8 protein-coding genes are annotated in these 20783 nt (G+C 45.2%); 3 read left to right on the forward strand and 5 right to left on the reverse strand.

What is annotated here, in order from left to right; all coding sequences use genetic code 11:
* On the forward strand, positions 1–10564 hold a 10564-nt coding region (locus tag R7E47_RS18030), incomplete at its 5' end, for a cadherin-like domain-containing protein (RefSeq protein ID WP_318084852.1).
* A gap of 184 nt (positions 10565–10748) precedes the next feature.
* On the opposite strand, the gene R7E47_RS18035 is transcribed toward R7E47_RS18030, so the two are convergent.
* The 3 genes from R7E47_RS18035 to yccS all read right to left on the reverse strand — a co-directional run bounded on the left by R7E47_RS18035 (position 10749) and on the right by yccS (position 13705).
* Complete coding sequence (locus tag R7E47_RS18035; protein ID WP_262600135.1) at positions 10749–11051, reverse strand: hypothetical protein; 303 nt, start codon at positions 11049–11051, stop codon at positions 10749–10751.
* A gap of 80 nt (positions 11052–11131) precedes the next feature.
* A complete protein-coding gene (locus tag R7E47_RS18040) occupies positions 11132–11362 on the reverse strand; it encodes a hypothetical protein (protein WP_005376575.1) in 231 nt (76 codons plus the stop codon).
* Between the two features lie 189 nt (positions 11363–11551).
* Entirely contained in the window at positions 11552–13705 is a 2154-nt protein-coding gene (yccS, locus tag R7E47_RS18045) for a YccS family putative transporter (protein WP_031781171.1), read from the reverse strand.
* A gap of 324 nt (positions 13706–14029) precedes the next feature.
* Here yccS and helD point away from each other — a divergent pair, with 324 nt between their 5' ends.
* Positions 14030–16099 (forward strand): DNA helicase IV, encoded by a 2070-nt coding sequence (gene helD / locus R7E47_RS18050; RefSeq protein ID WP_258483581.1) that lies wholly within the window; start codon positions 14030–14032, stop codon positions 16097–16099.
* Positions 16100–16176: 77 nt separating this feature from the next.
* On the opposite strand, the gene R7E47_RS18055 is transcribed toward helD, so the two are convergent.
* Together R7E47_RS18055 and torT are read right to left on the reverse strand one after the other, a co-directional pair.
* Positions 16177–16632: a methylglyoxal synthase gene (locus tag R7E47_RS18055; RefSeq protein ID WP_005376571.1), complete on the reverse strand. Its 456-nt coding sequence runs from the start codon at positions 16630–16632 to the stop codon at positions 16177–16179.
* A gap of 64 nt (positions 16633–16696) precedes the next feature.
* The gene (gene torT, locus R7E47_RS18060; RefSeq protein WP_258483590.1) at positions 16697–17746 is read right to left on the reverse strand and encodes a TMAO reductase system periplasmic protein TorT; all 1050 of its coding nucleotides are present in this window, start codon (positions 17744–17746) and stop codon (positions 16697–16699) included.
* A gap of 43 nt (positions 17747–17789) precedes the next feature.
* On the opposite strand from torT, the gene torS reads away from it, so the two are divergent.
* A complete protein-coding gene (gene torS / locus R7E47_RS18065; protein WP_017821547.1) occupies positions 17790–20753 on the forward strand; it encodes a TMAO reductase system sensor histidine kinase/response regulator TorS in 2964 nt (987 codons plus the stop codon).
* Positions 20754–20783 lie beyond the last annotated feature (30 nt).

Raw genomic sequence — 20783 nt, forward strand, 5'->3', positions numbered from 1 at the left:
GCTTGATGCTTCTGCAACACCAGTTGACGGCCTTACATCACAAGGGGTGGCAGTCACGCTGACTGAAACCGCAAACGCTGATGGCAGCTTTACTTACCAAGCGACAGCGGGGACTAAAGCGGTCTTTACGCTGACAGTGAATACCGATGGCTCTTATAACTTCACGCTAGAAGGTCCAATCGACCACGCGGTAGATAGTGACGAGCTGACACTGAACTTCCCAATCATCGCAACCGACTTTGATGGCGACACGTCTGCTGAGACAATTCCTGTCAAGATCGTTGATGACAAACCGACACTTGGTGGCATCGAAGCAACAAGTGTGCAAACGGTTGACGAGGACGATATCCCAACAGTCGGATCTGATGGTACGCAGTCGAACAGCATTGCAGGTAACTTCATCGCGACTGATGGTTCTGATGGCATTTTGGAGTACAGCGTTTCTGACCTGACGACGCCAGTACAAGGCCTGACCTCTGGTGGTCAATCTCTGGTTATGGTTGAAGTATCAAACGCAGGTGGCGTTTCAGTTTACGAAGCTCGTATTGATGGCACGACGACACCAGTATTCCGTGTGACCCTTGATGCCTCTGATGACAGCTACACGTTCGATTTGCTTGCTCCTCTCGATCATCCAAATGCTGATGGCCAAAATGAACTGGTCATCAATTTACCGATAAACGCGACTGACTTTGATGGAGACGTGTCGAACAACATCACCTTACCAATTACGGTTGTGGATGATGTTCCGACCATTGATGGTTTGCTAGCAGGCAGCGAACAAACCGTTGATGAAGATGACCTACCAGCAGGTACGGATGCTGCAAGTGCAGAAGATACTGTTATTTCAGGTACTTTTGATATCACCGAAGGTGCTGACCAAGTTGCTTCTATTCAGCTGAGTGACCTGACCACGCCTGTTGCGTCACTGACTTCAGATGGTGAAGCTATCACCTTAGTTCTGTCTTCTAGCGCAAATGGCGTGAACGTATACCAAGGTGTTGCTGGCAATCCTGCTGAAGTGGTTTTCGAACTGACGCTGGATGCAACGAACAACTCCTATGAGTTCGATTTACAGAAGCCGCTTGATCATCCCGATGGTAATCAGCAAAACGAGATTGTTATTAACCTCCCTGTGACGGCGACAGATAATGATGGTGATACTTCACCAGCCTTCACATTGCCAATTACCGTTGTGGATGATGTTCCAGTTGTTACCAATATTGAAAGTCTACGTGTCGACGAAGATGACTTACCTCTTGGTTCTGATGGAACGAAAGAGCCATTAACGGTATCAGGTGAGTTCGAAGTCACTAGCGCAGATGGTATTGATGCTTTCGAATTGGATCTAAGCTCAAATCCTATCCCGAATCTGAAATCGGGTGGAGAAGAGGTAACACTTTCTCAAGACGTTGGCGCTTCAACTGCTGACGCGCTTGTATACGTGGGACAAACTCAGGGTGGAGTGACGGTCTTCACGTTGACACTTCATCAAGATGGTAAATACGACTTTGAGTTATCTGGTCAGTTAGATCACGCGGTTAACTCTGATGAGATTTTGTTGAATCTACCTGTGAAGATCACGGATGGCGACAACGATACCATCACTGCGACCTTGCCAGTGACCATCGTAGATGACAAGCCAACCATTGATGCTATTAGCTCTGGTAGTACCTTGTCTGTGGATGAGGATGATATTCCAAGCCAAGGTTCGGACGACACGCCAGAATCCAATATCATTGGTGGCAACTTTGACGTTACTGATGGTGCCGACTCTATCGTTAGCTTCCAGTTGGATAGCTTAACGTCGCCTGTTTCTGGACTTACCTCAGGTGGTCAACCGCTTGAGTTGGTTGAGTTTTCAAATTCAAACGGTGTGATTGAGTACCGAGCTTATGTACAAGGTACGACGGACACCGTCTTTAAACTGACGCTAAATGGTTCAGCAGACAGTTATGAATTTGAACTGTTGGGTGCACTTGATCATCCTGCGGGTAACGATGAAAACTCGTTAGTCATCAACTTCCCAGTCAACGCGACCGATTTTGACGGCGATGTGTCCAATAACATCACCTTGCCGATCACCGTGGTGGACGATGTTCCAGCGATTGTGAAAGTGACAGACTCTAGCCAACAAACCGTTGATGAAGATGATCTTTCCGGTGGCTCTGACACGACAAGTAATGATTCTACGGTATTGAACGGCGGATTTGAGGTCGTTGCTGGTGCAGACAAGATTGTCAGCTACCAAGTTTCAGACCTCGATGCCGTCGTGTCAGGCTTAACGTCGAACGGCAGCAGCATCGAGTTGAATCTAGTAGGCACCAATGGTGGAGTAACCAGTTACGAAGCGGTTATTACTGGCACATCAACTAAGATCTTCACGCTGTCTCTTGATGCGAATAATGACAGCTACCAATTTGAGCTGTTGGGACCAATCGACCATGACGCTGTTCAAGGTGAAAACAACCTTGTCATTGATATTCCAATTACAGTAACAGACTTTGATGGTGACACGTCATCATCACTGAATCTTCCAATTACCGTAGTTGATGACATTCCCGAAATTAAATCAGCAGATGCTTTGGCTGTAGATGAGGATGACCTTGCCAACGGCTCCCAGGCAGCCAACAAAGACAGCCTAGAAGCAACGGGCAATTTCGATACGGTGGAAGGGGCAGATACCGTTGTCTCTTATCAGCTGGATCTTACTTCTAACCCGATACCAGGAGTCACTTCAGGTGGTCTTGCGGTGACGTTAGTTCAAACCGCGGTAAGCAACAACAACTTTACTTATCAAGGTCAAACACCTGATGGTAACTCAGTGTTCACGCTAGTTTTGAACGCTGACGGCTCTTACAAGTTTACGCTTGAGGGTGCGCTAGATCACTCAACTCAAGGCGAAGATACACTCATACTTGATCTCCCAGTCTTTGCGACCGATGTCGATGGCGATACGGCCGGTATTAACTTACCAGTGACGATTACCGATGATGTTCCAACCTTGCACGATGCATCTATTTCGCGTGTTGAGGGACAAGGCAGCCGCACGGTTCGTTTATTCCGAGACCCTGTAGAGGGGGATGATGACCTTGGTGCTGACGGCGCACAAGTGACTTCATTCTCGGCTGATGATTCAGGCATTTACTTCAAGCAAAACGGTGTTGATTCCGATTCTGTTGATTTAAACGGCAGCAACCAAGTTGTGTTCGTTCACAAGGTTCTTGACGGAGTGGATACTGAAATCGGTCGTTTGGTTGTTCGAACCGATGGCAGTGTGTCATTCCGTCCGAATGACGATCTTGACCATACCGAAACCGACTCGATTGATTTCACCATAAACGTTGTTGCAACCGATGGCGATGGCGATATCGCAGATGCCGATGTGGATATCTCGATAAGAGACCGCAATGCGCAAATTGACACGTCTACCGTTACTGCGTTCGAAGACCAAGGGCGTGATGGTGTCGTTGTGGGCGTTGACTCTGCAAATACTCAGGACAACTTGTCGACGCTGGATGTTAGCCCTGCGAAAGTCGACTTGGTTATCAATTTACATGATATCGACCGTAACGAGAGCTTAGGTGACATCACTATTCGAGATGCTGATACTCACAACGGTACGTTCTACTACAGAGACGGCAGTGGCAACTACATTGAATTAACATCTGTGGGCAATACGGTTGTTCTCGACGCATCAAATGTTGAGCAGTCATTCAATGGTGAGCTTGTCTCGCTAGATAACTTGTACTTCGTACCAGATCGTCATACATCAACCGATGCTTCTGGTATCGATCCTCGTATCCGCGTGGAAATTCTTAACAATGGTACGCCAGATCATACGATTAATGGTCGTTTAGACATTGAAGTTGCTGCCGTTGCAGATATTGCAACGTGGACGGCAAACAGTGAATTTCACTACTCGGTTGATGAAGATGGAAACAATGTCGCACTTAACATCACGGCTGAAACCCAAGACACTAGTAACCCTGAAGGCATTGTGTTCGAGCTTGTCTTTACACAAGGAGAAGGTAACGCAGAGTTAGTCTATTCAGATGGTAGTGCGATACCAAAATCCGGTGGTGTTTATCTGGTGGATGCAAGCCGAATTGATGAAGTTCAAGTTGATCCGATAGATAACTTCTCGGGCGAAATCAGAATTGATGTCACCGCTATTACGACGGAAAACAACAATCCACTGCTTGGGAAAGATACCGCTCGCTCAGAAACCGAAACCATCATTATTGATGTAAACCCAGTTGCGGATAAAGGTAGTTTTACTGTAAACCGAATTAATGTGTTTGAGGATAATGCTCGAACTCAAAATACGGTAGACCCTGTCACTGATCACGACCCACTCCAATTAAGTGAAGTGATCACCATGAAACCATCAGCGGACTTAGATGGTTCTGAAGCGTTATTTGTGCGCATTTCTAACTTCTCAATTGATGGGGTTACTCTGGTGTGGCTGGACTCAGCAAACCCAAGTCAGATAGTAGAAGTGACCGATTCAGGCGGCAATATACTTTATTACGAAGTGCCAGAGTCTGAATTAGCGAACGTCGAAGTTCTTCCTCCGTTGCACAGCAATGATGACTTTACTTTCAATGTCGAAGGCATTGTGAAAGACACAGCATCATTGTCTACCGGTACGACAGAAGATGTGTTGTCACTGGGCAGTAAGACCGTCATCGTTGGTGTAAAAGGTGTTGCTGACATACCAGACACGGTATTAATTGACGCGGGGAACGTTTGGAACCGATTCGTAGACGGAGATGTGGCCGGGATAGAGACGACTATTGAAGAGAATGGTGTTGTAAACCTCAACTTCTCGGTTGTATCAGGTGAAGTTGCCGATAGACCTCTGGATGATTCAGAAGCCATTACTGTTATCCTGTCCAACATCCCCGATGGTGTTCGTGTCGTAGATTCAGACGGTTCAAGCGTTGACCTCACCTTTGTTGGCTATGATGGTAACGGTCAACCGATTTACGAAGCAAACATCACTGGGCTGAATTTTAATTCCGGTATTCAAATTATTCCAGAAGCCTCTTCAACCGAAAACATTGCGATTACAGGGACGATCATTGTTACCGAAAATGATGGTCATAGTCGTGTGATTGAAAGAGAGGTAAGGATCAAGGTCGAACCCGTTATTGACGCTCAAGATAACTACGTTGTTCGATCTGAGGGAGATGAAGATACGCGCTTTGACATCGATTGGAAACCGACGCTCGTACAAAGCCCTGATACCGATGAATTCTTTAGTGATGTAACCATCTCTGGATTTCCTCCAGGCAGCACGGTCTATGTAGATGGTGTGGCACAAACGCTTGTTTCTGGAACACTAACGCTTTCACCGCAAGCCGGTGAATCAGAGCAAGATTTTTCCGCTAAAATCTCTCAAAGTGGCTATGTTCAAGTCCAGTTGGAGCAGGATTCAAGTACTGACTTTGACTTGACCACGACCGTCACTGTGAAAGAGATTGACCATGAATATGTTGACGCTTCGAATCCCGGTGAAGGTATCGCTGAGAAAACCATCAATGGTACGGTGAATGTCCAAGTTAATCCAATCGTTGAGCCAGAGGATAAAACGGGGGCAATAGATGACCAAACCCGTCTGCTTGTCACTGAAAATGGTGGTGGTGCTACCGATATCGTGAAGTCAGACGATCAAGGTAACATTGATTTTACGATCAACACTTCTATGGGGGGCGAATCTGGTGCTCATATCATTAAATATCAAGAGTTTGATGCGTCTTCTGATGAAGTGGTGACTCAACTTGTTGTTCAATTTCACAATGTGGACCCTGAGATCCTCAACCAATTGGTTATCGTCGGTGCACTAAATGAAGGTGGAGGTCGTTGGACAGTAACCAATGAAGATAACTTCTCAATTAAAGCGCCGTCTGGTCTTGATTTAACACCAAATGATGACAGCGACGATGGCGATAACGGCGGTCTCTCTCAAATTGGCTTAACCATTTACGCAGAAGTGAATGATTTGGGCGAAGATTTGGGCAACGAAAAAGATGCGACTGTCATGCGCCAAACGGATGTGACACTTGAATTTCCTACCGTTCTCACACCACAAATGAGTGTAGCGGCAGAGATTCAGGTGGCTGATGATGTCCAAATTCAAGCGTTGGAAGATAATTCTATCAACCTTGGTGCTCAGTTAACGTCGAAAGTTGATGCGATTAATGCAGATGGCGTGGAGGATGTCTTGACTATTATCGTCGATCCTTCAGCTCCTGGCATTCCTCCTGGTTTGGTGATTACGGGGACGGATATCGACTTTGTCAATGGCAAATACGTGTTCCAAGCCCATATCGATGCGAGTGGAAATATTACTGGCCTTGATGGTTTGACGATGCACTTGGCAGAAGATTACGCAGGTGATTTCGAATTACCAATTCGGTTCGTCACTAAAGACACTGAGTCCGGTGATGAAAAAGAAAATAATGTCCAGTTTCCAGTTCAGGTTTTACCGGTTGCAGACGTTCCGAGTTCAGCCGGGGATCAGCCGTTGGATAGCGATGTCACACCGAATGTAAAAGTAGATATCGTTGGTACTTTCGGCTTGGATGCAAACAAACAACCTGTAACTGATCTAAATAACGACGTTCCCACGGCGGATGGTGTCGGTTACGAAGATGGCTTAATCCAACTTAACTTGAGTGTTGATTTTGCCGATCAATTTAACAACACTCAAGGTGGTCGAGAAACACTAACGAACATCAAGTTAGAGCTTGATGACACAACATTAGGTGAGTTTGTTGATGCCAATGGTAACAGCTTAGGAACCAGTATTGAGTTTAATGAAGCTGAGATTTTAGCTGGTGCGCTTGACAATGTTCTGTTTAAGCCAAAAGAAAATTACCCCGTAGGTGGTGGCCAAAATACCGTCAAGATTAATATCGAGGGAGAAATTACTGATGAAGCTGTGTTTGATCAGTCTATCTTGAATAACTCTGGCGATAATATAGATGTGAGAACCTTCACTGACGATGTCACATTTGAAGTTACGCCAGTCGTTGATGACATTACCATTACAGGTGCCGATCCGACGCAGCCAATCACGGTGATTGGTGACGAAGATACTTTAATTTCGCTGAATCAATCGGGCTCTGGTGTTTCGATCAGCCTGAACGATAATGACGGTTCTGAGAGTTTCGTTTCACTCAAGTTAACGGGACTTCCTGATGACTTTATCGTTAAATCCAATTCCTCTGATTATGTTGTTAAGAACAACGGTGGGGGCGAATGGAGTATTCAACTAAAAGATCTCACTCAGACGTCCATTGACCTGAGTGACATCCAAATTAAACCGCCAAAACACTTTAGTGGCGAGGCTGAGATAGGTATTACGGTCTTCATTCAAGAGGAGTTGCTACAAGTACCAACGGAACGAAACAACAACTTTACGCTGATTGTTAATCCTGTTGGTGATGATGTTGATGTGAATCCAGACACTTCGGCTGCAGGTAATGAGGGCGAAGACATTGTTATTAATGTAAATGCGTTAGTGGTTGATAACAAAGAGTCCATCGGAGATGGTGCAAACTACCAGGAAAATGATCCAGAGACGCTGAGAGTTGAGGTCTCAAATGTCCCTGATGGGGCGAGCGTTTCATTACCTGATGGGACAGTATTTACTGACCAAGGCGGCGGCGTTTTTGTCTTAGAAATCAATGCTCAAGACTTGGATCAAGTGGTGTTTAATTCTGGGGATCGCAACGATAACTCATGGGATGGTTCGCTGCATTTCAAAGTGCAAGCCGTTGATACTGGGCTCGATGGCAGTCAAAGCTTGGGCTCCGCAGAGGAGTTTGATGTCACTGTTGATGTTGAAGCAGTGAACGATCGTCCAGAGTTCGTCAATACCGTGGATGTGGAAACACCAGAAGATACGCCAATGCTGCTTGATGGTTTCAGCATTACCGATATTGATGCCGTACTCGATGATCCGAATGCTGAATATGTACTCAATGTGAACGTCGACAGCGGTATCTTGGCGCTTAATCCAACGCTCATCGCTACTTACAACCTAACCGTGAGCGGTGATGGTACGGACTCCGTTGAACTGAAAGGTACAGTGGCCGATCTAAACAATGCCATTGCAGACGGTCTGATTGAGTTTAATCCAGACCTGAACTTCTTTGGTGACGTTCAGGTGGACGTGACAGTCGATGACCAAGGTAATGAAGGTATCGTAATTGGTGGGGTAGATGACACCCTAAATACCAACAGCAGCAGCTTCAATATTGAAGTGACAGCGGTGAATGATACCCCAGAAACTACGCCAGTGACGCTACCGGATATTGAAGAAGATAGTGGTGTGTTCTCCATCTCTGAAGCGGATCTTATTGCGAATGCGACAGACGTAGAGAACGATAACCTCACGGTCAGCAATGTTCAGTTAACGGATCCGAATTCGGGTAGCATTACTTTCAACAGTGGTACGGGAGAGTGGGAATTTACCCCAGCACCAGATTACAACGGTCCAGTTGAAATCACGTACACCATTACAGATGATGGCACGACAAGTGGTGCATCCGATCCTAAATCGGTTAACGGCAACGCATCGTTCAACGTAACGGAAGTCAATGATGCTCCAACGACGTCTGAAGTGGTACTTTCTGATATCGCAGAAGACAGTACGGCGGTTGAAATTACCCAAGCTGATTTGTTAGCGAATGCTTCTGACATTGAAAACGACACCTTGATGGTGAGTAATGTCCAGTTGGTTGACCCAAGCAGCGGCACATTGGATTTCGACAACGTAACAGGTACATGGTCATTTACTCCTGCGCCTGGCTACAACGGCAAGGTCGATCTGACCTACGACATTACCGACAACGGTACAACGAACGGTGTTTCTGATCCTCAAACGGTGTCAGGAACGGCGACCTTCGAAGTCACTGAGGTGAACGATGCACCGGTAACATCAGAGGTAACGTTGAGTAGTACCGAAGAAGATGGTGGTTCGGTAACTATTACGGCTACTGAGTTGCTGAGCAACGCAAGTGATCCTGAGTCAGACAACTTGACCGTCGATAATGTTGCGTTAGTGGACCCAGCTTCCGGCACGCTGACTCAAGTGAGTGCGACAGAGTGGACGTTTGAACCCGCAGCAGATTTCTTTGGTGACGTTAATTTCACTTATGAAATCACAGATGACGGAACCACTAACGGCGCTCCAGACCCAATTACAATCGCGGGCACAGCAGTGTTGAATGTTGAAGCGACCAATGACGCACCTGAAATCACTGCAGCATCGGTAACGGATACGATCAACGAAGCCGATGGCCAGAAAATAACGGGTATTAGTGTAAGTGACATCGACTTCACTGGTGCGCAGGCGAATGAAATCATGACGGTGACTCTTACAGTTACCGAGGGCGACCTTCGTGTCGAGCCGCCAGCAGGTAGTGGTGTGACTGTTGGGGCGGGGATGGCTGGTGAAATAACCCTAATGGGCACACCAGATAATATTAACTCCGTTCTTGGAGCAACAGACGCTTCTGAGGGTGTATTTGTGGATGCAGGAGATGTCAACGCAGCTTCAATCACTTTATCGGTGAAAGTCGAAGACAACGGCGTGTACTTCGAAAATGCGGGTACCGCATTGGAAGCGAATCAAGATTTCACTATCAATGTGACACCTGTAGCTGATGCACCTACATTGAGTATAAATCCTCAGTTTAATTACATTCGTCAAATTGCGGCTAGCCAAACCGCGAGCAGTCAAGGTTTAGCGATTGTCGGAATCATGGCGGCGCTTACTGATATTGACGAGGTGCTGTCTTTGGAGCTAACGGGCGTACCAGCTAGTGCTGAGGTAACAAGTGGCGTTTCTCCATCAGGCATTAGCTTCGATGGTACCACTTGGACAGTACCAAGCGATGAAATTGATACGCTAGAAATTGTCGCAACAGATACTAACAGTGGTATTGATGTCGGTTCTTACGATATTTCGCTTACGGCGATATCAACGGAATCTAATGGCGATGAAGCGCAGTCTTCACCTGTCCAAATTAGTTTGGATGTGAGTAGTGATAGCGACGATATTGACCAGTCAACCGCAGTGGACGACAGCTATTTAGTCGGCGGAGACACAGGTATCAACTTGATTGGTGGAGACGGTGACGACGTTATTCTGGGTGGTGATGGTGATGACGTGCTTATCGGTGGCTTAGGTTCAGATATCTTAACGGGTGGAGACGGCAGCGATATCTTCAAGTGGACGGTAGATTCCGTTGATGAAGGGGCAGTGGATACCATTACTGACTTCACTGTTAACGAAGACAGTATCGATTTACGTGAAGTTATCTCTGATCTCAATAACTCAATGATCGACATGGATGATCTGCTTGGTCACATTTCAGCAGACTACGATGCATCGACGGAAAGTGTTTCTCTGAACATTACGACGGATGCAAATGTTCAGCAGACTATTGTCGTGGAAAACTTAGGTACTTCAATCGACTTCAACGGTCTCAGCTCCAACGAGATTGTAGAGTCATTGCTGAACAACGGTGTTATTGATAACGGATAAACCTGTATACAACACAAAAATGGGCGGCTCTGATAAGCCGCCCATTTTTTTCGGGAACGCTTGATTTTAAACAGGAGATATTTGAATCGAAATAGAAAGCAAGAACGAAGCAAAGGGGGTATCTTGTTACGACGTTATAGTGATAGTTGGAAATGAAAATAGCGATAATTTGACGTTAAATCGCCTAAACGTGGATGTCTAGCAAGCTGCCAATGATTTCATTGTTTTTCTCTATGACAGACGCGCCAACTCGGTTATAACCAGCGGCTTGTGCGAGGTTGATGAGAGATTCAACTTTTTGAGAGGGAAGGCTAGGTGTTGAGGCTGTTATTGCGACATCCGAAACCGAAGCTAAATCGATGTTGTGATCAGAAAGCTCTTCTTTTACCTTACTTACATTATTGCTAATGCCATGTGCAGCTTTCTCGGCCATTTGTTGTGACATCTGAACGATGTGGTGTCCAGATTGAATTCCTGATACAGGCATATCACTACTCCCAACATTATGATAGTGAGAGCATAGGTGGAGTTTATAAAACGTTCAAGTGTTTTATATCAATGACTTGATTAGGCAAACAGTTTGGCAAGCATTTCTCTTTCTTCACCAGATAGAACCGGTTTTTGCGCTTTATTTAGTTTCACGCTTATCTCACCTTGTAATGACTTTAACTGACTTGCCGTTAAATCACTGAGCTTTTGCTTAAGTTCATTAAATTGTTGTGCGTTCATCTCAATACCTTCGTCGTGATTCGGTTTATCCGTCGTTGCCCGAAATTCTTCATCCTTTGGATACAACATATTTATTCAACCAAAATAGATTAGAATTTGATCGATTGCTTTTTGTCCGAATATTGTCAAGGTGTGTTAAGTGATACGTCAGATTTTTCCTAAGAAGGTACATAATTACCCACTTTGGGGTAGATGGAAACGTAAAAAGAAAAAGGGAAGCGATATAGCGCTTCCCTCTTACATATGGTTTGAATGTTACTAACTTACCCTGACGGCAAACTTACTAGCAAGTGAATGAAGCTCTGGGAGCATGCGATAGATAAGATGAAGTTGCTGCAATACCATGCGGGCAGAGCTGTCGTCTTCATCGCGCCATTCGTTTAAGCGTTGCTCGAGTCCAGCATCATCAATATTAGATAGGTCACACTCCTCACAATGCTGGTGAAGCTGTTTATGAAGTACATCCAGATGCTGATGAATACAACGGTGAGCATCTAAAACGAGTTTATGAATTGACTCATCTTCGATGCGAGTTCTGTGCGCGCCTAATGCAGAAATATAGTTCAACATTGCGTGATTTAACGTTAGGAAGCGAAAACTTTCATCAACAGCTGCGCGATATTTGCCAGGCTCCGCCAGCATCGTACTAATCGCAGAAGAGAGTGAGGCATCATTATTGTGGGCCTGGCGGCGAGCGATACGGTAACTCAAATTGTCTTTCTTGCCGATTCTATACTGACCAATGATCTGATCGAGATACTGCTTGTTCGCCTCTATCGCATCCGACATAACTTTGTGAAGCCTTCTCGACTGCCAGTCGGGCAAAATAACTAATACAGCTCCTACTGCAAGCACACACCCGATGAGGGTATCTGCTAGTCGAGGAAGGACAACTGCGTAACCTTCACCTAGTTGATTAAATAAGAAGAGGACGAGCAGTGTAATAAAACCAGTCGCGTACCCATAGTTGTTCATCCGGAAGGCGAAAAACATCACACCAGAGATAACGATAAATACTAACTGGCTTTCTTGAGAAGGGAAAAAAGTCAGCAATGGTACACCAATCAACAAACCAGCTAATGTACCTATTACTCGCGCCGTCAATTTTTGGCGAGTGGCACTGTAGTTCGGTTGGCATACGAATAAAGTGGTTAAGAGTATCCAGTAACCTCGGTCGATGTTGAATATTTGAATGATTCCATAGCCAATCGTTAAGGCAATTGACATACGTAATGCATGCCGAAACAGCATCGAATCTTTGTGTAAATTTGCTGATATACGCTGCCACATCGCTTTTAGCGTGTGTGGGTTGGTATCGGCGAGGGTATCTTCTTCGAGGCCTTCAACATCTGGGTTGTTAATGTTATTAAGCTGTTTTTCTACCGTCGCTAAGTTATTGAATAAATATGTTAACTGCATCAGAAGACGTTTCCAGTGCCCTTGCTTTTGTTCTTCTAGATAAGCAAGAGAGTTTTGTACTTCAGCTAATGCCAGAATAGATTGATCGGTATGGGAGTATTCATTTCCTAGCTGAATGGCTAGTGCAATATCACGACACGCTTGGGCTTGAGACTCCAAAAGATATTTAAAACGAAACAGCACATCAGAACGTTCAAATTCGGTCGCTAAATCCTGATAGCGATAATGGCTAGAACTGACTCGTTCGTGAATGTCTTGAGCGATGAAATAAATATTTAAAAATCGGTCACTAGGCCCATCAATGTGACCCCGTTTCGATCGGTTAAGTAATGTGGTTTTACAAACGTTTAGTGCCGTAACCGTGGCAGCATTGCATTTTGCAGCTTCAATCCGCAGCGGTTGTGGCGTCAAGTTGGTCACAGGGTGAAAAAGCTTGGCTTTCGCATCAAGATAATTCGCCATTTGGAAGAACACATTGGCTAAGCTTTGTTGCACCGGTTGAAGAGGCCAAAATATCTGCCAAATCATGGACATGAAGTAATACCAGGCGGCACCAGTCAAAAGCAGTAGTGGCTGAAACCAAATGTTGGTGCTTTCATGTGCGCCAAGCATAGTATAAATAGCGATCAGCAACGAACCAAAAGCAATACTCGCGTACTTAGGACCTATCGCCCCAAGAATGATGAAGCCGAAGGTTGAGATAAATAATCCCAACGCAAAAGCCCATGGGGTATCGAACAAGATTTCAATTGAAAAAGCAGCAAGCGCAAAACAGAGAAAGGTGAGAATCAGAGCCTTGATGCGTCCAGTGAAACTGTCATCACTTTCAGCCAAAGCAGCAGCAATAACGCCTAATATTAATGGCGTTATCAGCGTGTTTTGCTCGAAGTACCAAGTTGGGATAACCACACCCAGTAAGGTAATGAGGATAAGAACGCTGTAATTTATCGTCTTGTTTGCCCAATATAGCCGAAATTTAGAAGTTGCTTGCACAATGCGCCTTATGTTTCCGATGAAGAACAGGGGGAATACTACCAGACCCACTATAGCGCGTTTATGATTTACTTTAAGAAAAATTCGTGGTTGCTGATAAAATCAGCAGGGATGTCATTGACTTATATTAAAGCTGCCAGGTCATGTATTGAGGATTGTAAAGCCAGCTTCAAATAACCTCAGCTTTAGGTTATTAAATCGACAGTAATGTGAATTTTATTAAAGAATAGAAGAAGAAGCTTACTTAGGAGCTCGCCGTTGCTACAATTTAGCGCCTTAAAATGATATAAATCGACAACTTCTAAACTAAAAGGCGCACGTTTCATGCAGCTTACTGCCACTAGCAAAGCACAGTTTTTTATTCAAAATGAGTACCATCACGTCGAAATAAAAGAGAACAGTGTTTTATTAAGCTCGATAGGCAGTGAAGAACATATTCCTTTTACGATCTGGAATGGCAAAGTTAGCGTAAAGCGTGGGTTATTATGGAGCTCTTTACAGTTTTTTGCTCATGAACACGAAGGCAAACAACAAAGCTGGCTAGTCCAAGGTTTACCGTGGCCACAATGCCGAAAGTTCGCGCTTGAGGCCGTTCGTCAATATCAAGAGTGGCACAACACTCAGTGCCGAAAACTGGCTGAGTATCTACCTAGGTGGGAAGAAGAGCTTTACAAACTAAAGCACTTGCCTGCTTACTTATCGCATTCTCAAGTGGTCTCCTGGGTTGAAAGTCTTAACCAAGAGTTAAGCGAGATGAAAACCACCCTAGAAGAAGCCAAAATGCGAATGCCGAATCGTATGTCGCAAATAGAGCCTTGGCTCATTGATACCTCTGCGGCGCTTGGTGAGCGTAATCGCGATTGGCTAGAAGCAGAACGTCCAAATTGGGAAGTGCTGTTTAATCAAATTGAATCCTCTCCTTTGAATTTATCCCAGCAATATGCGGTATTACTCAACGACGACCACAACTTAGTTCTTGCTGGTGCCGGCTCGGGCAAAACCAGCGTTTTAACCGCACGAGTTGCCTATTTGTTGCAAAGCCATCAGGCTCAAGCAGAAGAGCTTCTCATGTTAGCGTTCGGTCGTGATGCGGCGACTGAAATGAAAGAACGCTTAGTAGATAAAGTGGGCATGGCGGCAGACGGTGTGCGCGTCAACACATTCCATCAGTTGGGCTTGTATATTCTTAAACAAGTCGAACAGCAACCTGTCGAAATTAGCCCTTTAGCGTTGGACGAAAATCAACGAACGGCATGGTGTGTAGACTGGTTGAAAAAACATTGGATGACACCCACCAACTTTAAACGTTGGCAAAAACATTTAGACAAATGGCCGATTGCGTACCTAAAAGGGGATGATGAGTTAGGAAGCCATTCAGAAAATCCAAAACTGATCGCTTGGCTAGATTCGCAGCTGTCTCATTTAGCGGCGGTAGGGTTGACCAAAAAGCAAGTACAAGAAAAGCTCGTAAACCACCAAGACTATACGCGTTTAAATAGTGAACTCGCCTTATGCTGGCCATGTTTTACAGCGTGGCAGAAAATGCTTAAAGAAAGCAACCAAGTGGATTTCCCAACCATGATCAGTCGTGCGACAGATTATGTGAATAAAGGAAAGTTTGTCTCGCCATGGCGCTTTATTATGGTCGATGAGTATCAAGATATCTCTCCAGACCGTCTGGCATTGATTGAAGCACTGTGTGAATCCACTCAGAAACAAGCAGGTGCGACGTTATTTGCTGTTGGCGACGATTGGCAAGCGATCTATCAGTTTGCAGGAGCGGATGTCGATCTTATCACTGGTTTTAAAGAACGCTTTGCTCACTCAACCGTTCATCACTTAGATACAACTTATCGTTTCAACAATCAGATTGGTGATGTAGCGAATACATTCGTGCAGCAAAACCCATCGCAGTTGCCGAAAACACTAAACAGCCACATACAACGCAAGCAGAAGAGCGTACATACCGCGCCGAGCAATCAAGTGGAAAAGATCTTGGATCACTTGAATCAACAAGCCAAGCAAACCAAGTCAGTTTTATTGCTAGGACGTAACCATTATCATAAGCCCGATTTGTTCGACGATTGGTTGCGACGTTTCCCTAATCTCGATATTCGCTTTATGACTTGCCATGCGAGTAAAGGACGCGAAGCTGACTTTGTGATTATTCTTTCTGTGGATGAGGGGCAATTCCCCGCTAAGAAGAAGCAAATTCACATTGATGGTGCGTTGACGGAGTCCAAAGACAAATTCCCTTACGCAGAAGAGCGCAGGCTATTTTACGTGGCGATTACACGTGCGAAAGAGAAGGTTTGGATCACGCATACTGGCGCGGGATCTGCATTCGTTCAAGAGCTCGTTAATGGTGACTATCCCATAGTGACTTCCCGTTAAATGCAACGTTTAGAATGTTAAAAACAGCAAGGGCGATACTTGGTATCGCCCTTGCTTTATTTGGTTGGCATCAAAGCTTACATGCGCTCAGCAAGATAGGCTTCGTAATCCGGTACTTCGATGTCTACTTCTTGCTCAAGAAGAGGGGAGTTAAACAGGAACTTAGCGGTGGCTCGGTTCGTTGCTACAGGAATATTCCAAACACTAGCAATACGAAGAAGCGCTTTAACATCTGGGTCGTGAGGTACGGCATTCAGTGGATCCCAAAAGAAAACGAGAACGTCGATTTTGCCTTCTGAAATGAGAGCGCCTAGTTGTTGATCACCGCCCATCGGACCACTGATCATGCTCTTGATCGCAAGTCCAGTTTCTTTACTCAGCATGTGTCCTGTCGTGCCAGTTGCGTAAAGGAAGTGACTCTGTAGCTTTTCTTTGTTTTCTTTTACCCAGCGAAGTAGCTCAGGTTTGCAGTTGTCGTGAGCAACCAAAGCCACATGTTTATGGGTTGGCATGGTACGAATGGTTTTTTGCATCAAGATGTTTCCGTTTGTATGATTTTAAAATTGTTGTGACTCAATAGAACACGTTTTTGGTCTTTCAATCAACAGCCTTAACACGGAATGTCGGCCTATATTCTGACGGAGATAACGATTCTTCGATCGTGTCGTCATGAAGCGTCTTCGGAGTCAGTGGTTTGATGGTTGGTGAGGCATGTTTGTCATAAGCTTCACCTCTTAAGTAATGCGTTGCTTGCATCACGGAAAGCCGACCTTGCTGCACCATTTTATCTGTTGGTGCGAAGAGTACTTTGTTACGTAACAGGCCTCGATATACACCATGACTTAAGTACACAGAAACTAAACCGATCTCCTCAGCTTTGCCGGCACTGCGCAGCTCACTGATGGCCGCTTCAATCGCCACTGCACTGCCAACAATGTAATCTATATTTCCCATATCGATCACACGTTGAACTAGGTTACGTTGTAACTCCTTGTCGTTGTCTGCCCAAAATGAGTCAACAATGTTGATATCACTTCCTTGTATCGCTTCATAAAATCCGGCAGTAACGGGTTTCGTACCACCACGAGTTCGCGGCCCCAAAAGTAAGGCAATGTTGGTTTTTCCTGACCCCTTTGGATGACTAGCTGCCAAATATTGACCCGCTTCGTATCCCATCCAATGCCAGTCAACACCAACAGTCCCTTTTAGCAACTCACTTTGTTCTTCATCCAAGTCGAGTTGGTTCACAGTAGCAAAAACGGGAGTATTCCCCACCCAATTTTTAAGTGAATGCTCGTAAGCCTGTGGGTCCACGGTCCCAAGGATAACCGCATCTGCTCCCCATTGGTTACACAGTGCGAGTTGTTGTTCTTGACGGGTTTTGTTTGGGTAGCCGCCCGCTTCAAGGACTCGTAGCTCGACACCTTCTCTTTTCGCTTCGGACACCATTCCATAGTTTACTGACAACCAGTATGAATCCTTTAGGTGAGGGTATATTGCACATATTTTCTCTGCGGCAACCGCTGGCAAAGAAGCAACTAGGGTTAAAGTGGCTGCAGAATGTTTGAAAAATGTGCGAAATGCGTGTTGATTTTTAACCATGAAATGAAGTTCGTTGGCATAGATTAAGTAAACACTGCAAAATATAACGTAATATGTCGCTGAACACGAACATTAAGGTCATGAAAATATGCTGCTAGCAACTGCAAGCATCGGTCGTAAACTTTTGTTGTCTTTCATTGCGATGGCAATACTGGTCATGTTATCGGCACTTATTGGTGTGTCTGGATTTTCTTTGGTTGCCAAAACCGAAAGAAATGTCGTGGATTCTGCGATTCCCGCCATGATTGAGGCGAGACAAGTCTCTGAGTTGAGTACTCGTATTATTTCGTCTGTACAAATGTTGTCGAACGCAAGAAACGAGCAGGAAAGAAAGGAGTCAGGGCGAGTGCTGTTCGAACAGCTCGAGTCTTTACTCACTCACATCAAGGAGCTCGGGAGTGAGTCGTTCGATTCTCAATTGTTAGAAGCTTTAGAGAATAACGTCCAGAACGTTATCGACAATTTGGCAGAACTCGGTGTTTCGGTTGAAAAAAAGCTGTGGCTTGCAAAAGAGATAGATACTCGTGTTGAAGAAATGCGTCTGCTCAGTGAAGAGCTAGAACAACTAACTCGTACGCAAGTTCAGAATACAAGCACCATTGCTGTTGCTAACGTCACGCATATTTATGACTTATTAGAATCGAATAAAAAATCGCAAGTTTATCAGGCGCTAGATGCACTGGTGGAGGTCGATCTTGATCTGACTGAGCGATTGCATGAACTGCACTTGTTGGCCTTTAAAATGTTGAATCAGATTGAAGAGGCTCGGACATTAACGAATATTGAGCGAATTCAACAGGTTCAAAGTGATTTCGATAGCAACCTCAAAATCATGCAACGCCGTGTACTCGCTGTGGAAGATCCTACGCGCTCTAAGCAAATGAGCCAACTGCTCATAGAGCTTGGTAAGCGTCAGGTCGTATTTTCTATACTGATGCAGCAATACGAGAATAACGAACAGTCACAACAACTGATGCAAAAGACATTAGAGTTGTTCTCAGAGCTTAATGGCACGGTCAACAAATTGGTTGATGATTCAAACAAAACCACTACCGTCGCTGTAGACCAATTGACCAGCACACTGAAATTCGCTCAGTGGTCTCTAACCGTTATTTCAATTGTTGGTTTGATTGTATTGGTGCTGATTTTATGGCGTGTGGTGTACCTTTCTGTTGTGAAGCGGTTAGCTGAATATTCCGCTGCGTTGCTGTCTGTGGCACAGGGTAACTTAGCGGTTGAGTTGGAAGTGAAAGGCAAAGATGAGTTGGCGCATATGGGGCAGGCCATCATCACGGCTCGTAATACCGCGCAAGCACTAAAAGTGGTAGCAGAGGGTGAAGCTCAAGCCAAGCGAGAGCTTGAGGAGCATAAAGAGCATTTAGAAGAGCTTGTTGAGCAACGCACTTCGCAGTTAAAACAAGCCAACCGCCGTTTGAATGAAGAGGTTTTGAATCACGCTAAAGCTCGCAAGCAAGCAGAGCAAGCGAGCCGAGCAAAATCGGCATTCTTGGCGACGATGAGCCATGAGATAAGAACGCCAATGAACGGAGTGTTGGGGACAGCACGCTTGCTGATTGACTCAGGCCTCAACCCAATTCAAAAGCGTTATGCAGAAATCATTAATCGTAGTGGTAAAACGTTGCTCGCGATCCTTAATGATGTACTGGATTACTCCAAGATTGAAGCGGGGCATTTAGAAATTCGTCACATGGGCTTCGATTTACACCAAATGGTGGAGGACACTTTCCAGTTAATGAACAGTCGAGCACAAGAGAAGAAGCTACTGTTCTCCTACCATATTGAAAGTGATGTTAGTCGCTACTGGAAAGGGGATGTCACCAGAATCAGTCAGGTGCTGAACAATCTTGTTGGTAACGCGATTAAGTTCACTGACGAAGGAGAAATTGATATCTACGTTAGCCTGAACCCTGAGGACGAGTCGCAAGTCCTGTTTGAAGTATCAGACACTGGAATAGGAATTGCCAAAAAATATCAGAGAACGTTGTTTGATGCCTTCACGCAAGCTGAAGGTGGGATGAGCCAAACTGGAGGTACGGGGCTTGGACTTGCCATCAGTAAGCGAATCATTGAAGCGATGGGCGGTGTTTTAGAAGTCGATTCCGAAGAGGGAAATGGTAGCCGATTCTGGTTCTCTATTCCGTTAGAGGAAAGCGAACCTGTTGAAACAGGAACCGTGGCAACCGCACGTTGCAAAGTGAAAGCAAAGGTCTTGCTAGTAGAAGATAATGAAGTCAACCGAGTGGTCGCGGAAGGCTTTCTAGAAAGCATGGGGCATCAAGTCGTGATGGCAGAAAACGGCTCACAAGCAGAGCAACTGATCAGCACACAAGATTTTGATATCGCTTTGGTCGACATCAACCTCCCTGATTGTGATGGAACTGAGTTGATCCAACGCTTAAAGCGGATTGAGTGTAATAAGCCGGCCAATAAAGCGCTTGCCGTCACGCCAATGATTGCAGTGTCTGCACACGTTTTTGCGGAAGAAGTTGAGCGCTATCTAGCCGCTGGTTTTGACGGATACTTGCCTAAGCCATTAGCAAAAGAGGCACTCGCGGCATTGATTCAGGATGCGCTAGACGGAAAGCCGTTGTTGTTGCCACAAAATGCCGACTGTACCCCGTTTGATCAAATTTCACCTCAAGAACAAGAGCTACAATCAAAGGTCGTTCAAGCACCCCAAAAAAAGGAACCCGATGTGGTCATCATTAATCCGAGCGTGATTGAGTCCGATATGAAAATCTTGGGCAGAGATAAGATGTTGCACATTATTAATCTGTTTAGATCCACCAGCACTGATGTATTAAGCAAACTGCAAGCGTCTGCTGAGGACAATGATAGTAAAGAAGTAAAGAACCTTGCCCATAAATTAAAGGGCAGTGCAGGAAGTTTAGGACTAACTGCGCTAATGAACGCTTGCCAAGCAATTGAAGCCGCGGCTCAACCTTTAGATACCTATAATGCGACTAAAGATGATTTAGTTTCTCAAGTGTCTGCATCAATTCAAGCTCTGGATGAGTTAATGGCGAAGTAATCCATCGAGCATTGAAAATAAAAAAACCTC

The sequence above is a fragment of the Vibrio sp. Vb1026 genome, from assembly GCF_033338745.1.
GTDB lineage: Bacteria > Pseudomonadota > Gammaproteobacteria > Enterobacterales > Vibrionaceae > Vibrio > Vibrio alginolyticus.

Bases quoted from the DNA above. Each gene is read 5' to 3' on its own strand.
- R7E47_RS18035 (WP_262600135.1), bottom strand. From the start codon at position 11,051: ATGCCTGTATCAGGAATTCAATCTGGACACCACATCGTTCAGATGTCA.
- R7E47_RS18040 (WP_005376575.1), bottom strand. From the start codon at position 11,362: ATGTTGTATCCAAAGGATGAAGAATTTCGGGCAACGACGGATAAACCG.
- R7E47_RS18055 (WP_005376571.1), bottom strand. From the start codon at position 16,632: ATGCAAAAAACCATTCGTACCATGCCAACCCATAAACATGTGGCTTTG.
- torS (WP_017821547.1), top strand. From the start codon at position 17,790: ATGCTGCTAGCAACTGCAAGCATCGGTCGTAAACTTTTGTTGTCTTTC.
- helD (WP_258483581.1), top strand. From the start codon at position 14,030: ATGCAGCTTACTGCCACTAGCAAAGCACAGTTTTTTATTCAAAATGAG.